The organism is Streptomyces sp. NBC_01214 (assembly GCF_026340975.1).
Classification (GTDB): Bacteria; Actinomycetota; Actinomycetes; order Streptomycetales; family Streptomycetaceae; genus Streptomyces.
The window spans coordinates 4896584-4911912 of sequence record NZ_JAPEOS010000001.1; the positions used below are offsets into that span (position 1 = coordinate 4896584).

The following is a 15329-nucleotide window of genomic DNA, read 5'->3' on the forward strand; positions in this document are numbered from 1 at the left end:
GGAGCAATCAAGAGCATCGATCGGAGAATTCCTGTGCTGCTCTTGATCGCCGAAGTGATCGTTACACATTCCTAGTGTGAATGGAACTCCATTATTGAGACGCTCGACACGTTTAGGGAGATGCGTCAAGATTTTCTCGAATGAGACAGTGATTGGCTGAGAAGCGTATTGAGAGCTTACGGATTGTCGGTTGTAATTTGCCCGGGCGCGGGGCCATCTCGACTCGCACCGCCGCCGAGTTTGCCCGGCCAGCCTCCATGGTGTTATCGGCCTGGCGGGCCGCAGGTCAGACCCCGTCTCCGGTGATGTGCCCGGCGGGGCCGACGGCCGGGTAGCCGGCCTGGGGTTCATCGGAGCCGACCTTGGCCCGCTGGCCCTCCTGGTCACACCGGGGCAGTGGGGCGACGCACCCCAGATGATCGAGATCCTGAAACGGATCCAGGTCCACCGCCCGCAGGGCGGTCGCCCGCGGACCCGACCGGACCACATCGGTGGCGACAAGGCATACAGCTCGCGGCCAAACCGTCGAGACCTGCGCCGACGCCAGATCAAGCACACGACCCCCGAGCCGAAGGACCAGCGGGCCAACCGTAGACGCCGCGGCAACAACGGCGGCCGGCCCACCGGCTTCGACTCGGAGATCTACAAGCGCCGCAACGAAGCTTTGGCTCCGGGCCTGAGCCGATCTGCTGTCTCAGTCCCCGAGGAACCACAGGTAGAGGTGCTGTCCGTCGAGAACCGTCTGGCCCAGGTCCAGAAGCTCACGAGCGAACTCGTCGGTGACCACGCCCGGAGGCAGGCGCGGTACTTCCGCCAGCAGGGTGACCACCTGGCGGCTGTTGAAAACAGTGTCCGCGTACGGCAGCAGGTGCCCCAGCATCGGAAACACCGACTGGTCAAGAGCGGCCAGCTCGGGCCCCCAGAGCACACCATGCTTGGCACGAGCCTCGATTGCGCCGGCCTCGCTACGGACCTGCAGATCAATCATGCTCCGACCCTAAGGCCCCAAGATCCGCCGGACGGAACCTAGTGCTGTGACCAGGAGGGTTCCCCGGGTTGAGGACGCTTGGGCCCCTCTACGACGGATGAGGGGGCTCGACTGGCCCCGCCGCAAATCTCAGTCCGTGTGCGCGGGCCGTGGGTACGGTCGCGACGTCTACCGCCACCCGGTTCGGGCCCGCGGCGTCCTTCCGGTCATCGCGCGTTGCAGCACACCCCACGGCAGAGGCCGGGGCGCCTATCGGTGTTGTCAGAGGGAGACCTGATGATGTTTCCCGGCCAGTCACATATCGGGGACGAGGAAGACATGCCATCGCCATTGGAACGTCTCCAGGCACTGCTCGGTGAGCCGGAGGAGGCGTGGGGCTGGCCGCGCCGAGAGGTCTGGGAGGCCTCCGAACGGCACCTCGGTGTCACGCTGCCCGCGGACTACAAGGCCTTCATGGACGTGTACGGGCCGGGAACCCTCGACGGGTACCTCCACCTGGACCGGCCGACGGGTCTCATGACCCCCGTCGAACTCGAGGACTTCTGGTCCCTGGAGGCCTGGCGCGAGGCACGGAGGGGGTGGGAGGAGCTCTACCCCTTTCCCTTCCACCCCGACCCCGGTGGGCTGATCCGCTGGGGTCACGACGAGCACAGCAGCGAGTACTACTTCCTGGCCAGCGACCCGGATCCGGGCAACTGGGAGATCGTGGTCGGCAGCGAGTGCGCGGAGTGGTACCGCACCAGCGGCACCTTCACCGGCTTCGTGATGCGCTGCTTCGACGGCCTCGACCGGGCGCCGTTCATGGACCGCGCCTGGCCCGAGGCCGACGCCCGCTACGAACCCTTCGACATGTAGTCCTGTGCCCGGGAAAGCTTGCCAGGTCGGGTGGTCAGGCTGCTGTTCGTCATGGTCTGCCGCCCCATCGGATGTCTTTCGCGCTGCGGATGCGGGTGCGGATGCGGATGCGGGCGCGTTCGCGTTCGCGTCGTGTTGGCGAAGTGTTCAGCGACGGGGTAGCGCCTCGGCCACGATGGTCTGGGAGACGCCGATGGTGGTCCGTCCGTCCTCGATGTCCCATAGCGTGTTCTGCAGCAGCCGGGCCAGGGTCCAGCCGGCCGCGCGCAGACGGTCCAGCCCGAGTGCTTCGGTCAACAGGTCGAAGCGGCGTTGCAGCACCCGGGTGGCGTTCCCCGCGGCGTGGAGCTTCCTCCAACCGGTGTCCAGAGCCGGCCACAGGTCGAAGCCCGGGTCGCCGATGAGGGGTTCGGGGTCGATGGCCAGCCACGGCTCGCGCTCGGCGGCGAGTACGTTGCCGTAGTGCAGGTCCCAGTGCAGCATCCGGTCGCCGGGCTCGCCGACCAGCTCGGTGACGGCCGAGGCCCAATCGCGCAGCCGCCGCCGGTCGGCGGGGTCCGTCAGGGCGGTGGCGGCCGCCGGCACGGACGCCAGCATGTCCCGCGCGACGTCGCCGAGGCCGCGCAGGCCCTCGGGCGCCGGGACGGAGTGCAACCGGCCCATGATCGCGCCCAAGGTGCCCATGGCCAGGTCGTCGTCCTCGACGGAAGCCAGGGTGCGTGAGGGGTCCAGGCGTTCCAGCAGCATCGCGCTGCTCTCCGGGTCGTGGTCGAGCAGCCGTACGATGCCGTCGCCGTTCCACGCCCGTAGGCCGATCAGCGCGGCGGTCGTCTCCTCGCGGGGCATCTGGAGTTTGAGTGCGGCGCGCGTGTCGTCCGTACGGCGCACCGGCACCACCAGCGAGGCCTCGCCGGAAGCGATGCCGCCGTCGCGCTCCAGCTCCCACCGGTCGAGCAGCTCCGCCACCAGTACGGGCAGCCGGGCGATCCAGGCCCGTTCCACTTCACCGCCGTGCCTCGTGTACGACGCGAGCAGGGCGTCAGGAACCTTGATGCCCTCTGGTAAACCCATTGGGTGTCCTTTCGGGGAGCGAGTTGGTGGCCGCGACCCAAGGTAGGTCGCCTTCCTGGCCGCCCCCACCATTACCCTCCGCTGGCGCCGGCCGGGGGCCGACAGGAGCCGCCGTCGCCACCCTCCGGCAGGTCGCTGCCCCGGGCAAGGAAGCGGGGGCGAGGACGGAGGCGATCCTGAACATTTCGGAGCGGGCTGCGCGCCGGCGATCACCACGGTTGCCACCCCGAAGTGATGGCGACTGCAACGGATGACGACCAGGCCGTAACGGAGTCGAGATCGTGGATGTCGGTCAGGCGGCCCGGGCGCGTGCGGTGGGCGGAAGGCGCAGCAGCGTCCGCCGGGAGTCCGAGGGCCTGGCGAAGGCGAGCGCCTGCGGGGCGTAGGCCAACCGCTCTGCCCATGAGGACCAGTGGGCCGCCTCGCGTGAGGCGAGTACCTGGACGGCCGCCGGGACAACCGTCACGGCGCCGGTCAGGCGCCGAGCTCCTGGGCTGCGGCACGCAGGCCATCAATGCACACCTGCACACCTGGAGCACCTCGATCGCCACAGCAAATCGTTCTTCGGGCTGTTGCGTGAGCGGTTCGACGCGCGGGAGCTCAACCTGGCTCGGTACGTCAAGGACGGCACCGTCACCGACGTCGGCAACGGCGAGTAGGGGAGTGGGCAGGCAGTGAGCACGGAGTTCGGGGACGGCCTCGACAAGGCGGTGCAGAATGCGTTCACCCGTCCCGCGCCCAAGTCCGCCGGGTCGCAAATACGGTACACGGTCGCGCGGTTGGGCGGCACGAAGGCGGTCGCCGAACTGCTCAGCATGTCGCAGCGGCGGCTGGAGAGGCGCGCAGCGGGCCAGGCCGAGAAGCCGTGTGCCCGACCTCGCCGCGCGCCTGGAGCGCGTGGTGAAGGCCCGCTGGCAGCCGCAGATCCGGGCCAAGGTCAGGGAGAAGGCGGCGACCACCCGCGGCATCGTGATTGACGATGCCGCGTCCGGTCGCAGTCACGTGTCCTGACCGGGACGGTCTCGGTGGGCTCGTCCGGGCGGGCTACGCGGTGGCGCGGGCTGCCCGGGCCATCCTGGCCATCCGGGTGAGCGCGGCGCGCAGTGCGGTGTTGAACTGCTCGGGAAGCTCCTGGTGTGGCATGTGGCCGGCGGCGGCAATCACGCTCACCTCGGCTTCGGGGGTGAGGGCGGCGCAGGTCCGGGCCACCTCCAGGGGGATCGCGGTGTCCAGCTCACCGTGGATGTAGTGGATCGGCACCTGCAGACCGGGCAGTGTCGGGCGTGGGTCGTAGCCGTTGGCGGTGGCCTGGTGCTCGTCGATGTAGACGCCGGAGTCCAGGATCTGGCGGACCGTCCAGTCGATGAGCGCGGGCGCGGTGCCCGGCGCGTACCACCCCGGCACCCAGCCGGCGACCGTACCGGCCCGGTCGCGGCGCAGAGCGGCCACGAGCTCCGCCTGAGCCTTCGCCTGAGCCTTCGTCGACGGCCAGTACCCCGGCGCGCCCACCGGGACCACGCCTGCGATCAACTCGGGCCGCTGAAGAGCCAGTTCGCTGGCAAAAGACCCGCCGATCGACGAGCCGATGACCACCGGCCGGTCCAGCCGCAGCGCGCCGATCAGCGCCACCAGGTCGCTGACCACCCCGGCGGTGGAGTTGCCCCGGACGGGGCGAGCCGACCGCCCGCAGCCCCGCCAGTCGACCGTGACGACCCGGTGGTCCCGGGTGAATTCAGGCAGCTGGGCGCCCCAGGTCCGGCCGCTGGTGCCCCAGCCGTGCAGGAACAGCAGCGCCGGACCGGCCCCTTCGTCCTCGTAGTGGAGCGTGGTGTCGTTGACGTTCAAGCCGGGCATGTTTCTCCCCTGCCTCGTGGGCCCTTGCGGGCCGCGCGGTTCGTGATGTCCCCAGCGAACCGCGATCACCCTCGCCGGCCAATGAGCGATCCGCGCCTACACTGATCGCGAAAAGTGATCAATGCTGGTCACGGCGGACAGGGAGAGCGGAGGCCCATGGAGCTGCGTCAGCTGCGCTACTTCCTCACCGTGGCGGAAGAACTGCACTTCGGCCGTGCTGCCGAGAGGTTGCACATTGTGCAGTCCGCGGTCAGCCAGCAGCTCCGCCGGCTCGAACGCGAGCTGGGGACCGAGCTGTTCGCCCGCTCCACCCGCGTTGTCCGGCTCACCGAGGCCGGCAACCAGCTCCTCCCGTACGCAAGGGAGATGCTCGCCGTCGAGGTACGCGCCCGGGAGGCCATCGACGAACTGCGCGCCGAACAGGCCGCGACGGTGCGCCTCGGCACCAGCTCCGGGCTGGGTGCCTGGCTGGACGCCGTACTCACCGCGTTCACCCGACGTACCGCACAGGCCCAGTTGGAACTCGTCACCGGCAGTACAGACAAACGTCTGGCACAGGTGCGGGCCGGTGACCTGGACGCCACCCTGCTGCACGGTGAACGGGCCGTCCCCGGGCTGGAGTTCCTGCCGCTGTGGCGGGACACGCTGATGGCGGCGCTACCCGCGGGCCACGAGCTCGCCGCGCGGGAGCCCGTAGTACTGGCCCGGCTCGCGGAACTACCGCTGCGGCTCTCCCCCCGCTCTCGTAACCCCGCACTCCACGACCTGGTGATGCGTTCCTGCCGGGCGGCCGGCTACACACCCGTCCTGGGGCCGGAGTTCACCAACGACCAGGACACCCTCGCCGCCATCGGCTACGGCAAACCGTCCTGGACGGTCTTCTACGCCCCGCACGCGGATCAGCTCCACGTTCCCGGCGTGGTGTTCCGCCGCCTGAGCGACCCGGCGCCCGTCATGCAGACCTACCTTGCGGTGCGGAACGGTCCGCCCCGGACTGCACTGCGTGCCCTGATCGAAGCCTGCTACGAGGCGGACGAGGGAGCCCGGGCGTAGGGTGTGGCTCGCCGCTTGCCCAGGCGACCGGGAGACCAGGGGCCCTGGTCGGGCTAGGGAAGCGCTCAGGCCGTGGGGCCAGTCAACCGGACGACGAGGGAGGAGGGAGGCTCGGGTGCCCCGAGCTCTGGGCGGGGACGGATGCCGGCGAGGCCGCGTACCCCTGCACGGTGATCGACAGGGGCAGGACGAAGGCCTGAGCTCCTGGAGCTGATGGGCGGCGTCCTGGCACTGGCCGAGGACGGCCCGGTGACCTGGGCCGTCGACCTGAACGCTGGCGGGGCGCACTTCTGATCGCTCTGCTCACTGGCCGTGGTCAGCGTCCTCGCCTCCGACCGCACCCGCGCCGTCACCCGGATGCGGGCACAACTGCTGGAGTACTTCGCGGAACCGGAACGGGCCTTCGGCTACGCCGCCTCCAAGGCCGCGCTCGTCCTGCTGACCGGCTACCAAACGCCTGCCGGCCTGCCGGCCTTCGAGACGAACTACCGCACGAGTTTCGCGGCCTCTACCACCATGACGGTCCCCGTCCACCTTGCGTCGCGCCACCGGCAGGACAGCTCGAAGCGGTGCGCGTCGTGGTCGAGTTCGACGTCCTCGATCCATGGCTCACGCCTGTAGCGGCGTGAACGGATGACGTGGCGTTCCCTCGCCTCCAGATGCATCCGGGCGAGGGCGGCGTGGTACCGGACAAGCAGGGTGCGCCCCTCCAGGCAGCCGCGGCACCCCAGCAGGCGCAGCACGGAGCCCTCCTTGTCCCGCAGGAAGGAGTGGGCAGTGCTTTTCCCCTGATACTTGTTGCAGCTGGTGCACAGTGGGCCGCGCACGTAGCCGTGGTCGTGGCAGTGGGCGTGCTGGCGCAGTCGCACCATGCTCACGAGGTCGTCCAGATCGAGCGGGACGGCGGATCCGGCGGAGATCTCCGCGAAGTGCGTGCGGGCGAGCCCGGGGCTGATCTGAGCCATGCCCGGATGGTGAGAGCGGGCTCTGACAACACCGACCCAGCCCCCGCACGCGTGCGCGGATCGTCGTACGGCCGTCCGGTACGGGCACTCCGGCGCTCGTCCGGCCGCTGGTCCGCGCCGGGGAATCCGCGGTCGAAGCCCTTGAGGACCGGGTCGAGTTCGGCGGCCGCGCCGCGCAGGGAGCACAGTCGGGTCCCCATGGGCTGCGCCGCGTCCAGGGCCCGCTCCAAGGTGAGCACCGACGGTGCTCTCCGCGCTCTCCGCGCTCTCTGCCCGAGCGGAGGTGGTCCGATGCCCGCCCACGACGACCCCAGCGAGTGAGCACCCCCCTGCACCGGCGGGGCTGAAGGGCCCTCGCCGCATCGCACCGCCGCCCGCGGTCTCTCACGTACGGCATCTGGTCAGTCACCCGGCGTTAGATCTATCGTGGGGCAATGACGGCACATAGTCCGGGGGCGCCCGGCCGCGTGGAGCGGGGCGAGTCGGGGACGACGGACGTGGTGCTGCGGGCGGGCGGCGCCTCTTGGCTCATCCTGCCGCGCTCGCTGGGGAGCGCCGCGCTGACCGCGCTCGGTACGGGCCTCCTCGGCCTCGCCCTCGTCCTGCCGGTGGCGGTGATCGTGCTCTTCTCCGGCGCCGGCTGGGCCACGGTGGGGGTGGTGGCCCTCTGGATGGTGTTCGTAGCCGTCGCGGCGGGCTTCGCGGGCGCGCTGTCCGTGGCCTGCTTCCAGGTGTACCGGATCAGGTTCTCCGCCGTCGGCGATCCCCCCGGGGTGCGCCTGGTGCGCGGCCTGGGGAGCGGTCCATGGCGGCCGATGGAGGAGCCGGACCGGCTGCGCCTGGAGCAGGAGATCGAGGAGCCGTACGCCGGGGACCCCCTCCCCGCCACACGCGTCCTCACGCTGCGCCTGATCCGGGACGACTCCGACGTCTGCCGGGCCGTCCTCCCGCCGGACACCGACGCCCGACAGCTCCTCGCGGCTTTGGAGCAGGCCCTGGGGCCGGCCGTCCTGCTCGAACTCCACGTCAAGCGCACCACCCGCCCCGCGCCCCGGCGCCGCCCCGGCCCCCGGAAGCGCGGCCGGGGCGGGCCCTCCGGCATCGGCATCAGTGGCGCCGGGGGCTACGGGTGCGGCGGCGGCAGCGGATGCGGCGGAGGCGGGGGCGGCTAGCCAGCACGGCGTTCCCTCCAGCGTCTCAATGGCGTGCGCCGATACGCTGGCAGGACACCACCCGCGAGAACCGGCCCCGACCCAGCAGGCTGGACCCCTACAAGCCCTACCTGGAGCGCCGATTCGCCGAAGGATGCACCAGCGCCACCCGCCTCCACAGCGCATCGTTGCCAACGATGCGCCCGTCGCCTACCCGATGGTCCGCAGGTACATCGCTACCCTCCGCGGGGCTCCGGCTGGCGCGCCGCCCCGGCCTCCGACGGTGCGGCAGCTGACCGGCTGGCTCACCCGACACCCCACCGTGCTGAGCGAGGACGACCGCGCCAGCCTGAAGGATGTCCTGGCACGCTGCCCAGAACTGGACACGGCCACCGGACATGTCCGCGCATTCAGTGAAAATGCTCACCGCCCGCCTCGGCGCCAGGCTCCCGACCTGGATCGACGCAGTCGACCCGAGCCAACTGCCCGGCCTCACCGGCTTCGCACTCCAACCTGCTCCGGGACCTCGCGCCGTGACGGCCGGACTCACCCTCCACTGGAGCTCCGGCAGCATCGAAGGCGCCGTCGATCGCATCAAGAAGATCAAAAGGCAGCTCTACGGACGAGCTGGCTTTCACCCGTTGCGGAAGACGATCCCGATGCGGTAGCCCTGTGGTGCAAGGACGGCGCCGAAGCTCAACCCTCCCGCTGGCCGCTCATGGAAGATGGTCATCGGCAGCCTCCTGACCAGGGCGGACGGTGCTCGTTGAGCACGATCTGCCCTCCCTCGATCGCTCGGGCTCCGAGCAAATGCCGTGCAAGGATCTCACCCATGATGACCGAGCCCACTCTGACGGAACATCGCTCTCCATGGGTCGTGTTCACCTCCCCGGCCGACCCGTGGCTGGCGTCGGAAACGGCCGCGCTCGCGCAGCGAAACGGTCTGGTCCTGCGGCTGGACGGCCGGGAAATGCGTGATCCGGGGTCCGTTTTTCGCACCTTCGCCCGGGAGCTGTCGTTCCTCGGCTACTTCGGCCACAACTGGGACGCTCTCGTCGATTGCCTTCACGACTGGCACGGTCCTGGCCACGGGAGCCAAGACCTCGCGATTCTGATCGAGCACGCGGACGACCTGCTGAAGTCGGACTTCCTAGGACTGTTCGTATCGGTTCTCGCCCAGGCAGCCTGGAACTCCAACCTCCGCCTGGACGCCGACGGCGAGCTCGATGAATGGCGGCAATGCATTGCCCAGCACTTCGTCTTCCTCCTGGACCACACTGCACCCGCTGCCTTCACGGAGAAGGCAGCCCGCGGCACGGACGTGGCGGTGGCGCTCGCGGACGGCCGCCTGCTCGTCACCCTGACCGACGTCGACTGGCCCGGTGGAGATCCCGCCTCCACCCCCTGGACGGCCGGCCCGCTCTCCTTCGCGGACAAGGAGATCCTCAGCGGCATGACCGTCAAGGTCGTCAAGATGTTCCGAGACCACCTCGGCTGCTCGATCCACGAGGCCCTGGACATCCTCCAGTCCCGCTCTGAGCACCTGCATCGCGAACGATCGCGAACCGTCGGACGGCCACATGATGGATCGCGCCAGCCAAGCCGCGGGGTTCGCTGAGTAGACGCATCGATCGGAAGTCGGGGAGGAGCCTGGTCGCGATGTTGCTCGGCATCAGGACGTCTGCGGTCGCTGGAGTCCCTGGAGGAGGAGGGCGATCAGGCGGCGGGGGTCGTATCGGGGGTCGTTGTCGCGTCCGATGCAGAGGTTGCCGATGCCGCGCATCAGCTCGTACGGCTGTGTGCCCGGCCTGATTTCGTCGGCCTCGACCGCGGCGTCGAGCAGTTGCGCGCAGACGGGCAGGAGGCGGTCGAGGAAGTAGGCGTGCAGCGCGGCGAAGCGGTCGTTGTCCGACTGTAGGGCGTCGGCGAGGCCGTGTTTGGTGACGAGGAAGTCGACGAAGAGGTCGATCCATTGGCGCAGTGCGTCGAGCGGGGAGGCGGCATTGGCCAGCAGGTTCGGGCCGGCTTCGGCGCACGCCTCGATCTGGTGCTGGTACACGGCGGTGACGAGGTCCGCCCGCGTGGGGAAGTGGCGGTAGATCGTGGCCATCCCGACGCCCGCCTGGGCCGCGATCTGGCGGATCGGCGCGTCGACGCCGGAGGTTACGAACACCTCGGCTGCGGCCGTGAGCACCGTCTCCCGGTTGCGCTGAGCGTCGGCCCGCTTGCTTCGGGACGGCGAATCCCCGGCAGGACCCTCGGTGGCCATCACGTTCTCCTTCGACGACGATTGACAAAACGGAGCGATGCTCCGGATACTAAATGGAGCAGCGTTCCGCTTCAGCTTAGCCGAAACGGGACGCCCCTGACCGCCTGTCCGCCCGCCGGCTGCAAGAGTCCGGCGGGTGGCGGGCGCCACCGAAAGGGAATTCACACCGTGAGCACAGCCATCACCGCCGACGCCTTGGGTACGGCCGCACCGGTCCTGTCATTCAGCCCCGTAGTCCTGTCCGTGCCAGGACGTCCTGTGGACCTCCACGTGCGCGTCTCCGCGCCCGCGACCGGAACGGGCCTCCCCGTCATCCTCTTCTCCCACGGCCACGGCCCCTCGAACAACCTCTCCTCACTCAACGGCTACGCGCCGCTCACCGACTTCTGGGCCGCACACGGATTCGTCGTCGTCCAACCCACCCACCTCACCTCCAGCACACTGACCCACCTGGTCGCCGACGCCCCCGGCGCACCCGACTTCTGGCGCTCCCGCGCCGAGGACATGACCCACATCCTCGACCAGCTCGACGTGATCGAGAACGCAGTGCCGCAGCTCGCCGGACGCATCGACCACACCAAGGTCGCCCTTGCGGGACACTCGCTCGGAGGCTTCACCGCCGGCCTCCTGCTGGGTGCCGGGCTCACCGACCCCGACACCGGGAACGTGGTGCACCTCGTCGAGCCCCGGATCAAGGCGGGCGTACTGCTCGCCGCGCCCGGCAGGGGCGGCGACGTCCTCAACGGGCCCATGGCGGAGCAGTGGCCGATCATCGGGGCCGTCGACTTCTCCACCATGACCGCACCCGCGCTGGTCGTCGCCGGCGACAAGGACGACCCCCGGCACTTCACGGACATGGGGCCGGACTGGCACGCCGACCCCTACACCCTCGCCCCCGGCCCCAAGACCCTGCTCACCCTGTTCGACGCGGAGCACGGGCTCGGCGGGATCGCCGGATACGACGCCGCCGAGACCACCGACGAGAACCCCGAGCGAGTCGCCGCCCTTGCGCAGCTCGCCGCTGCCTACCTCCACACCCAGCTCCACCCCGGCGCCTCCACCTGGGAGATCGCCTGCGAGGCACTGACGGCCGGACCCGACCCGATAGGACGAGTCGAATTCAAGTAGCCCCCACGACCACGTCCTGTATCAGACGGCCCGGCCGTCGTCGTTCGGCTCGCCGCAGAGGAGCCGCGGTCCCTCGCCCGCCACGAACGCGCTGAAACCAGGGCCCGGGAGATGCAAGAAACCGGGCGGCAGCAAAGACCCATGCCGTACCTCGCATCGCAGCTAGCCGCGGCCCGCCACCGCGGCCGCGCACCTGGTGCGGTGCATGCTGGTCCGCATCGTGGTGCCTGGTGCCTGGTGCGGTGCGGTGCGGTGCGGTGCGGTGCGGTCCGGTGAACGGGTCGGCGGTGGTGCCCACCCGATGGGCGGGGTGCGCACCACCACCGTCCACGATGCGCACGACACGAAGGAAGGCACACGGGGCGGGCGCCGGCCGGTGCGGGCATCGAGGGCCTGGCCCACTCCGACCGCCTCCAACTCGCGCAGGACATCGGCGACGTTCTCGTGGTCGGCGGTGAGGAGCTGCACGGCGAAGTCGATGACGGCGCGGGCGATGCCCTCCGCCGCATCCGGCCCCGCCTGCGCGCAGGCGGACCGCGCCGACGCCCGGGAGGCACAGCGATGTGCCGCCGAGCGGGAGGCGCAGCGCCCCGAGTGGAAGCGGTGCGGGCGGAAGTTCACTGACCAGTGCGGGGAGGGAGGAGACCATGGTGCGGCGGCACCTGGTCGGCCGTTGACACGCTCGAACGACTCGAAGTAGTTGACCGGTTCGGGATGGGATGCGTGAAGGCAGGTGAGGGCGCGCCACATGTTGCTGGGATCGTGGCGTTCGAGGCCGGCCAGGTTCTCGTGCTCGTGTCGTGTCGTGTCATTTCGTGGCTTCGTTCTACGGCCGGTGAGGTGGCGTCGGCGGAGCCCGGGCCTTCTCCTCCCAGACGGCGGCGCCGCGCTCCGCGAAGGCTGACCCCCGAGCAGTCCGGAAAAGGGGGCCCCGCGCCTGCAGCGCCGCCTCGTGGGAACCGCTCGAGTTAGTGTTCAGCCGTGAGCCTTGAACAACTACGCGGCCACTTCTACTGGTTGACGTCGATCGTCCTTCGGACCGATCTGCAGCCCAGCGAGGCTGTCATCGAGTTGAGTTCGGAGAGCGCCAGGGCGACCTTGCGCCTTGTGGGCATCGTTCATGCGAGAACCGACCTGGCCGACCCGGATGGCGGCTTCGTGGCCGAGGTCGCCGTGCGGGAACTGCCTCAGTACGGTCCTTGGCCGGCCGAGGCCCGCCACCTCCTGCATCACCACGACAACCGCTGCGTGCTGCATTGGCTGACCATCTCCGGTCCGAGCGAGGAGGTGGAGATCCTCGCTGAGGAGTTCAGCGAGGACTAGCGTCCGGTCCCGTCCGGCCCGGTGCTTCGTCCTCGATGGTCTTCACGGTCGTACCCGGATTCTCCAGGTGCTGCCTTGATCGGTCACGTGCGAGGAAGGTGTGCCGGTGACAGCCCAGTTGAGGGTGGTCCAGGGCAGTGCCGTTCTGCGGGATCCGGTGACCGCCGATCCGTGGGAGTTCCAAGCCGACTGCGTCGACGCACTTGTGGCTTCCCTGCGCGCTCGTGGGTTCAGTCCGGTGACGGTAGAGGACGACATCGGCTTGCTGGAACGGACGCTCACTGCGCCGGGCCGGCCCGCCTGGGACGTCACTCCCGAGGACATCGACCGTGTCGTCGGCGACCTGGCTCTTGCCGGGCGGACCGCCTCGACCCGGCGCGAGCATGCGCAGACTTCACGCGGGTCCGTTCGGAAAACTCACGTGCGGTTCGGCAAATGCGCTCGCATCTCCGGGCCCAGGCCGCGCTGCGTGCCGATGCTGGACGGACTCGACCTCGTCCTGCACCGGTTTCCCGATGACGTCCGCGAAGAGTTCCCGGACTCACCGGTGCGTTTCGCGGACGATTCCGGTGGCAGCGCGCACCGCGGGACGATCCGCAACTGCCTGCGGTATCTGATGGGACTCGAAGACCGCCCGGCGGCCGGCCGGTTCAGCCCGCATGCTCCGTGGCGAGCGTGCGCGACCCACAACTACGAGCGCGACGTGATCTGTTGGCGGACCCCGAAGCCGCGATGATCCATCTTGCCGACCACCTCGACCCCGCCGCCTGCCTGACCTGCAATCACGGTGACGACGAGCACGTCCTTGGCCTAGTGTCTCTGGATGAGCTCTCGAGACACCGCCCGCGAAGAACCAGCCGAATTGACCGTCCGCTGCCAGGACGACCGGGCCGTCTCGGTGAAGCTCTGCGACCTCTTCGATGAAGACGAACACTGCGTCCACTACGCCATCGAGGCTTGCGCGGCAGGACTGAACGCTCGCCTGGACGGCGTGGCAGCCTGGAAGTGGGGCGCCGACCTGGCTCCCTTCCTGGAGAAGCTCTCCGAGGACTTCCGCGGCTGGGATGGAGAGCGTGTCTGGCAGACCAACGACCGCGATCTCACTGTCAGAGCGGTCTTCCGCTCGGGCGGCCATGTTGGGCTGACCTGGACACTACGTCCTTGGAAAACATCCGTTGGTAGCTGGGAGGCATCCGTCACCACCTGGCTGGAAGCCGGCGAGCAGATGTCCACTCTCGCAGCCGATGTCCGGTACTTCCTCGGCCAGGAGGCCGGTCATCGTGGGTGAGATGCAGCTCGTTTGGACTCTCAACGGGCGGGGATGGGCCGACTGCACCGTCGCCGATCAACAGGCGGAAGCCGAGGTCACAGCCTCGTACATCTCCACGGCACCCGAGGACCTACTGACGGCGGTGGCCCGCCTCGTCACCGGTGAGGCGGAGGTACGCGTGCAGTTCGAGGCGGAACCGACCGCCTTCCGCTGGATCCTCTACCGGGAGGGCACCGACGTGTGGATTCGTGTGCTGGAACTGGCCGATGGCAGCAAGCACGACAACGCAGGAACCGAAATCTGGTCGAGCCAACAAAGCATCGACACTGTGGCTCGTGCGGTGGTCAGATGTTTCGACGAGGTCGCGCGGAAGTACGGCGAGAGCGGGTATCGCGGCAAGTGGGGCGAGCACTTTCCCCGCTGTGAACTCGAAGCCCTCAGAGATGTCTGGCACAAGAGCCGTCCCCCGGAGAAAGCCTGAGCCCGACCGAACCCGGATGGTTTCGGCGCTGCCTGGCATACGTTCGCGGGAACGCGTGCGCTTCCCGAAGGACAGGTTCGAGGCCACCATGACCGAGCCCCGTTCGTAGCGTGAGGCTACGAGCTGGAAGAACAGGCTCGCCGCGTCTCGGCCCGGAGGGCTAGGCATCGGCGAGGCGGGAGATCCAGTTCCTGGCGGTGTGGAACAGGACCGAGTGGCCAGCCTGAGAGGCTTTTGACGCCCAGGCCGGTCGCCGGGTGGGCCGGGACGTCGCGTCGCAGCGATTGCACGTGGCGGTGCAGCAGGGCTACCAGGCCTTCGGGAAGGATGCCGCGCTGTCCGGCTTGGCCTTGGCGGAGGTGGTCATGGATCACTTCGCTTTCGGGGGAGAGGGGTTGACGCCCTCGCAGAATGCGGTGACCGTCTCGGGTGAGGCGGTGACGTCGACGAATCGGCCGATGGCCTGCGGGTCCACCGAGTAGTCGACGGTGTCGACGCGAATGTAGTAAGCCCGGCCCCGGCGGATGCGGTGGTTCAGTCCTATCCGCGGGTTGACCGGCTGGAGCCCGTGTCCCGCCCATCCTGCCGCCCGACCAGGGCCTCCTGTTCCTGTGCCGCGACAAGTTCACCGAACCCTTCGCCGGCGACCTGCCCCGCGCCCAGGCGGACTTCATGGCCGACGCCCAGGTCCCCTCGGGTGTCGACGCACTGTCCGGCACCGTGTCCCAGCCCGCCTGGCGGACCAAGCCGGCCTGATAGCTGATCGCCACCGACGACCGCATGATCCCGCCGCCGGCGCAGCACGCGATGTCCGAGCGGATCGGCGCCCAGACCGTCGAGGTGGCCGGCAGCCACTCCATCTACGTCTCGCAGCCCGATGCTGTCGCTGACCTGATCCGGCAGGCAGCGAGCGGCTGAACC

Annotated in this window: 17 protein-coding genes and 3 pseudogenes; 12 read left to right on the forward strand and 8 right to left on the reverse strand. The window is 69.3% G+C overall.

The window, feature by feature from the left end:
- Positions 1-367 precede the first annotated feature (367 nt).
- Positions 368-685: pseudogene (locus tag OG594_RS22855) on the forward strand (transposase); the annotation flags it as partial.
- Positions 686-694: 9 nt separating this feature from the next.
- Here the strand turns inward: OG594_RS22855 and OG594_RS22860 are convergent.
- Positions 695-988, reverse strand: a complete 294-nt coding sequence (locus OG594_RS22860; RefSeq protein WP_266603174.1) for a hypothetical protein — start codon at positions 986-988, stop codon at positions 695-697.
- A gap of 318 nt (positions 989-1306) precedes the next feature.
- On the opposite strand from OG594_RS22860, the gene OG594_RS22865 reads away from it, so the two are divergent.
- Positions 1307-1843 (forward strand): SMI1/KNR4 family protein, encoded by a 537-nt coding sequence (locus tag OG594_RS22865; RefSeq protein ID WP_266601889.1) that lies wholly within the window; start codon positions 1307-1309, stop codon positions 1841-1843.
- A gap of 147 nt (positions 1844-1990) precedes the next feature.
- On the opposite strand, the gene OG594_RS22870 is transcribed toward OG594_RS22865, so the two are convergent.
- Positions 1991-2914 (reverse strand): aminoglycoside phosphotransferase family protein, encoded by a 924-nt coding sequence (locus OG594_RS22870; RefSeq protein WP_266601891.1) that lies wholly within the window; start codon positions 2912-2914, stop codon positions 1991-1993.
- 292 nt (positions 2915-3206) lie between these two features.
- Positions 3207-3380, reverse strand: a complete 174-nt coding sequence (locus OG594_RS22875) for a hypothetical protein (protein WP_266601893.1) — start codon at positions 3378-3380, stop codon at positions 3207-3209.
- A 208-nt stretch (positions 3381-3588) separates the two neighbouring features.
- Here OG594_RS22875 and OG594_RS22880 point away from each other — a divergent pair.
- A pseudogene (locus OG594_RS22880) lies at positions 3589-3892 on the forward strand (XRE family transcriptional regulator); the annotation flags it as partial.
- Between the two features lie 66 nt (positions 3893-3958).
- Here the strand turns inward: OG594_RS22880 and OG594_RS22885 are convergent.
- A complete protein-coding gene (locus tag OG594_RS22885; RefSeq protein WP_266601895.1) occupies positions 3959-4768 on the reverse strand; it encodes an alpha/beta fold hydrolase in 810 nt (269 codons plus the stop codon).
- 156 nt (positions 4769-4924) lie between these two features.
- Between OG594_RS22885 and OG594_RS22890 the strand changes: the two genes are divergently transcribed.
- Positions 4925-5821 carry a LysR family transcriptional regulator gene (locus tag OG594_RS22890; protein ID WP_266601897.1) on the forward strand — a complete coding sequence of 299 codons (897 nt, stop codon included), beginning with the start codon at positions 4925-4927 and terminating at the stop codon, positions 5819-5821.
- A 485-nt stretch (positions 5822-6306) separates the two neighbouring features.
- Here the strand turns inward: OG594_RS22890 and OG594_RS22895 are convergent, their stop codons facing one another.
- Complete coding sequence (locus OG594_RS22895; protein ID WP_266601899.1) at positions 6307-6786, reverse strand: endonuclease domain-containing protein; 480 nt, start codon at positions 6784-6786, stop codon at positions 6307-6309.
- Positions 6787-7220: 434 nt separating this feature from the next.
- On the opposite strand from OG594_RS22895, the gene OG594_RS22900 reads away from it, so the two are divergent.
- Together OG594_RS22900 and OG594_RS22905 are read left to right on the forward strand one after the other, a co-directional pair.
- Complete coding sequence (locus OG594_RS22900; protein WP_266601901.1) at positions 7221-7958, forward strand: hypothetical protein; 738 nt, start codon at positions 7221-7223, stop codon at positions 7956-7958.
- Between the two features lie 811 nt (positions 7959-8769).
- Complete coding sequence (locus OG594_RS22905; RefSeq protein WP_266601903.1) at positions 8770-9555, forward strand: barstar family protein; 786 nt, start codon at positions 8770-8772, stop codon at positions 9553-9555.
- Positions 9556-9609: 54 nt separating this feature from the next.
- Here the strand turns inward: OG594_RS22905 and OG594_RS22910 are convergent, their stop codons facing one another.
- Positions 9610-10206, reverse strand: coding sequence for a TetR/AcrR family transcriptional regulator (locus OG594_RS22910; protein ID WP_266601905.1), 597 nt, complete (start codon positions 10204-10206; stop codon positions 9610-9612).
- Between the two features lie 168 nt (positions 10207-10374).
- Between OG594_RS22910 and OG594_RS22915 the strand changes: the two genes are divergently transcribed.
- Positions 10375-11334 carry an alpha/beta fold hydrolase gene (locus tag OG594_RS22915; RefSeq protein ID WP_266601907.1) on the forward strand — a complete coding sequence of 320 codons (960 nt, stop codon included), beginning with the start codon at positions 10375-10377 and terminating at the stop codon, positions 11332-11334.
- Positions 11335-11496: 162 nt separating this feature from the next.
- Here the strand turns inward: OG594_RS22915 and OG594_RS22920 are convergent, their stop codons facing one another.
- Positions 11497-11955: a hypothetical protein gene (locus OG594_RS22920; RefSeq protein ID WP_266601909.1), complete on the reverse strand. Its 459-nt coding sequence runs from the start codon at positions 11953-11955 to the stop codon at positions 11497-11499.
- A gap of 360 nt (positions 11956-12315) precedes the next feature.
- Between OG594_RS22920 and OG594_RS22925 the strand changes: the two genes are divergently transcribed.
- The 4 genes from OG594_RS22925 (at position 12316) to OG594_RS22940 (ending at position 14408) form a co-directional block, all read left to right on the forward strand.
- The gene (locus tag OG594_RS22925) at positions 12316-12657 is read left to right on the forward strand and encodes a hypothetical protein (protein WP_266601911.1); all 342 of its coding nucleotides are present in this window, start codon (positions 12316-12318) and stop codon (positions 12655-12657) included.
- Between the two features lie 106 nt (positions 12658-12763).
- On the forward strand, positions 12764-13393 hold the full coding sequence (locus tag OG594_RS22930; RefSeq protein WP_266601913.1) for a hypothetical protein: 630 nt from the start codon (positions 12764-12766) through the stop codon (positions 13391-13393).
- A gap of 87 nt (positions 13394-13480) precedes the next feature.
- Positions 13481-13945: a DUF6228 family protein gene (locus OG594_RS22935; RefSeq protein ID WP_266601915.1), complete on the forward strand. Its 465-nt coding sequence runs from the start codon at positions 13481-13483 to the stop codon at positions 13943-13945.
- A gap of 1 nt (position 13946) precedes the next feature.
- Complete coding sequence (locus OG594_RS22940; protein WP_266603130.1) at positions 13947-14408, forward strand: hypothetical protein; 462 nt, start codon at positions 13947-13949, stop codon at positions 14406-14408.
- A gap of 400 nt (positions 14409-14808) precedes the next feature.
- Here OG594_RS22940 and OG594_RS22950 read toward each other — a convergent pair.
- A pseudogene (locus OG594_RS22950) lies at positions 14809-14967 on the reverse strand (IS21 family transposase); the annotation flags it as partial.
- Between the two features lie 221 nt (positions 14968-15188).
- Here OG594_RS22950 and OG594_RS47140 point away from each other — a divergent pair.
- The gene (locus OG594_RS47140; protein ID WP_323185279.1) at positions 15189-15326 is read left to right on the forward strand and encodes a hypothetical protein; all 138 of its coding nucleotides are present in this window, start codon (positions 15189-15191) and stop codon (positions 15324-15326) included.
- Positions 15327-15329 lie beyond the last annotated feature (3 nt).

Excerpts from the sequence above, each read along its gene's own strand:
- OG594_RS22860 (WP_266603174.1), bottom strand. The coding sequence starts at position 988 with ATGATTGATCTGCAGGTCCGTAGCGAGGCCGGCGCAATCGAGGCTCGT.
- OG594_RS22865 (WP_266601889.1), top strand. The coding sequence starts at position 1,307 with ATGCCATCGCCATTGGAACGTCTCCAGGCACTGCTCGGTGAGCCGGAG.
- OG594_RS22870 (WP_266601891.1), bottom strand. The coding sequence starts at position 2,914 with ATGGGTTTACCAGAGGGCATCAAGGTTCCTGACGCCCTGCTCGCGTCG.
- OG594_RS22885 (WP_266601895.1), bottom strand. The coding sequence starts at position 4,768 with ATGCCCGGCTTGAACGTCAACGACACCACGCTCCACTACGAGGACGAA.
- OG594_RS22890 (WP_266601897.1), top strand. The coding sequence starts at position 4,925 with ATGGAGCTGCGTCAGCTGCGCTACTTCCTCACCGTGGCGGAAGAACTG.
- OG594_RS22895 (WP_266601899.1), bottom strand. The coding sequence starts at position 6,786 with ATGGCTCAGATCAGCCCCGGGCTCGCCCGCACGCACTTCGCGGAGATC.
- OG594_RS22900 (WP_266601901.1), top strand. The coding sequence starts at position 7,221 with ATGACGGCACATAGTCCGGGGGCGCCCGGCCGCGTGGAGCGGGGCGAG.
- OG594_RS22905 (WP_266601903.1), top strand. The coding sequence starts at position 8,770 with ATGATGACCGAGCCCACTCTGACGGAACATCGCTCTCCATGGGTCGTG.
- OG594_RS22910 (WP_266601905.1), bottom strand. The coding sequence starts at position 10,206 with ATGGCCACCGAGGGTCCTGCCGGGGATTCGCCGTCCCGAAGCAAGCGG.
- OG594_RS22935 (WP_266601915.1), top strand. The coding sequence starts at position 13,481 with ATGAGCTCTCGAGACACCGCCCGCGAAGAACCAGCCGAATTGACCGTC.
- OG594_RS22940 (WP_266603130.1), top strand. The coding sequence starts at position 13,947 with ATGCAGCTCGTTTGGACTCTCAACGGGCGGGGATGGGCCGACTGCACC.
- OG594_RS47140 (WP_323185279.1), top strand. The coding sequence starts at position 15,189 with ATGATCCCGCCGCCGGCGCAGCACGCGATGTCCGAGCGGATCGGCGCC.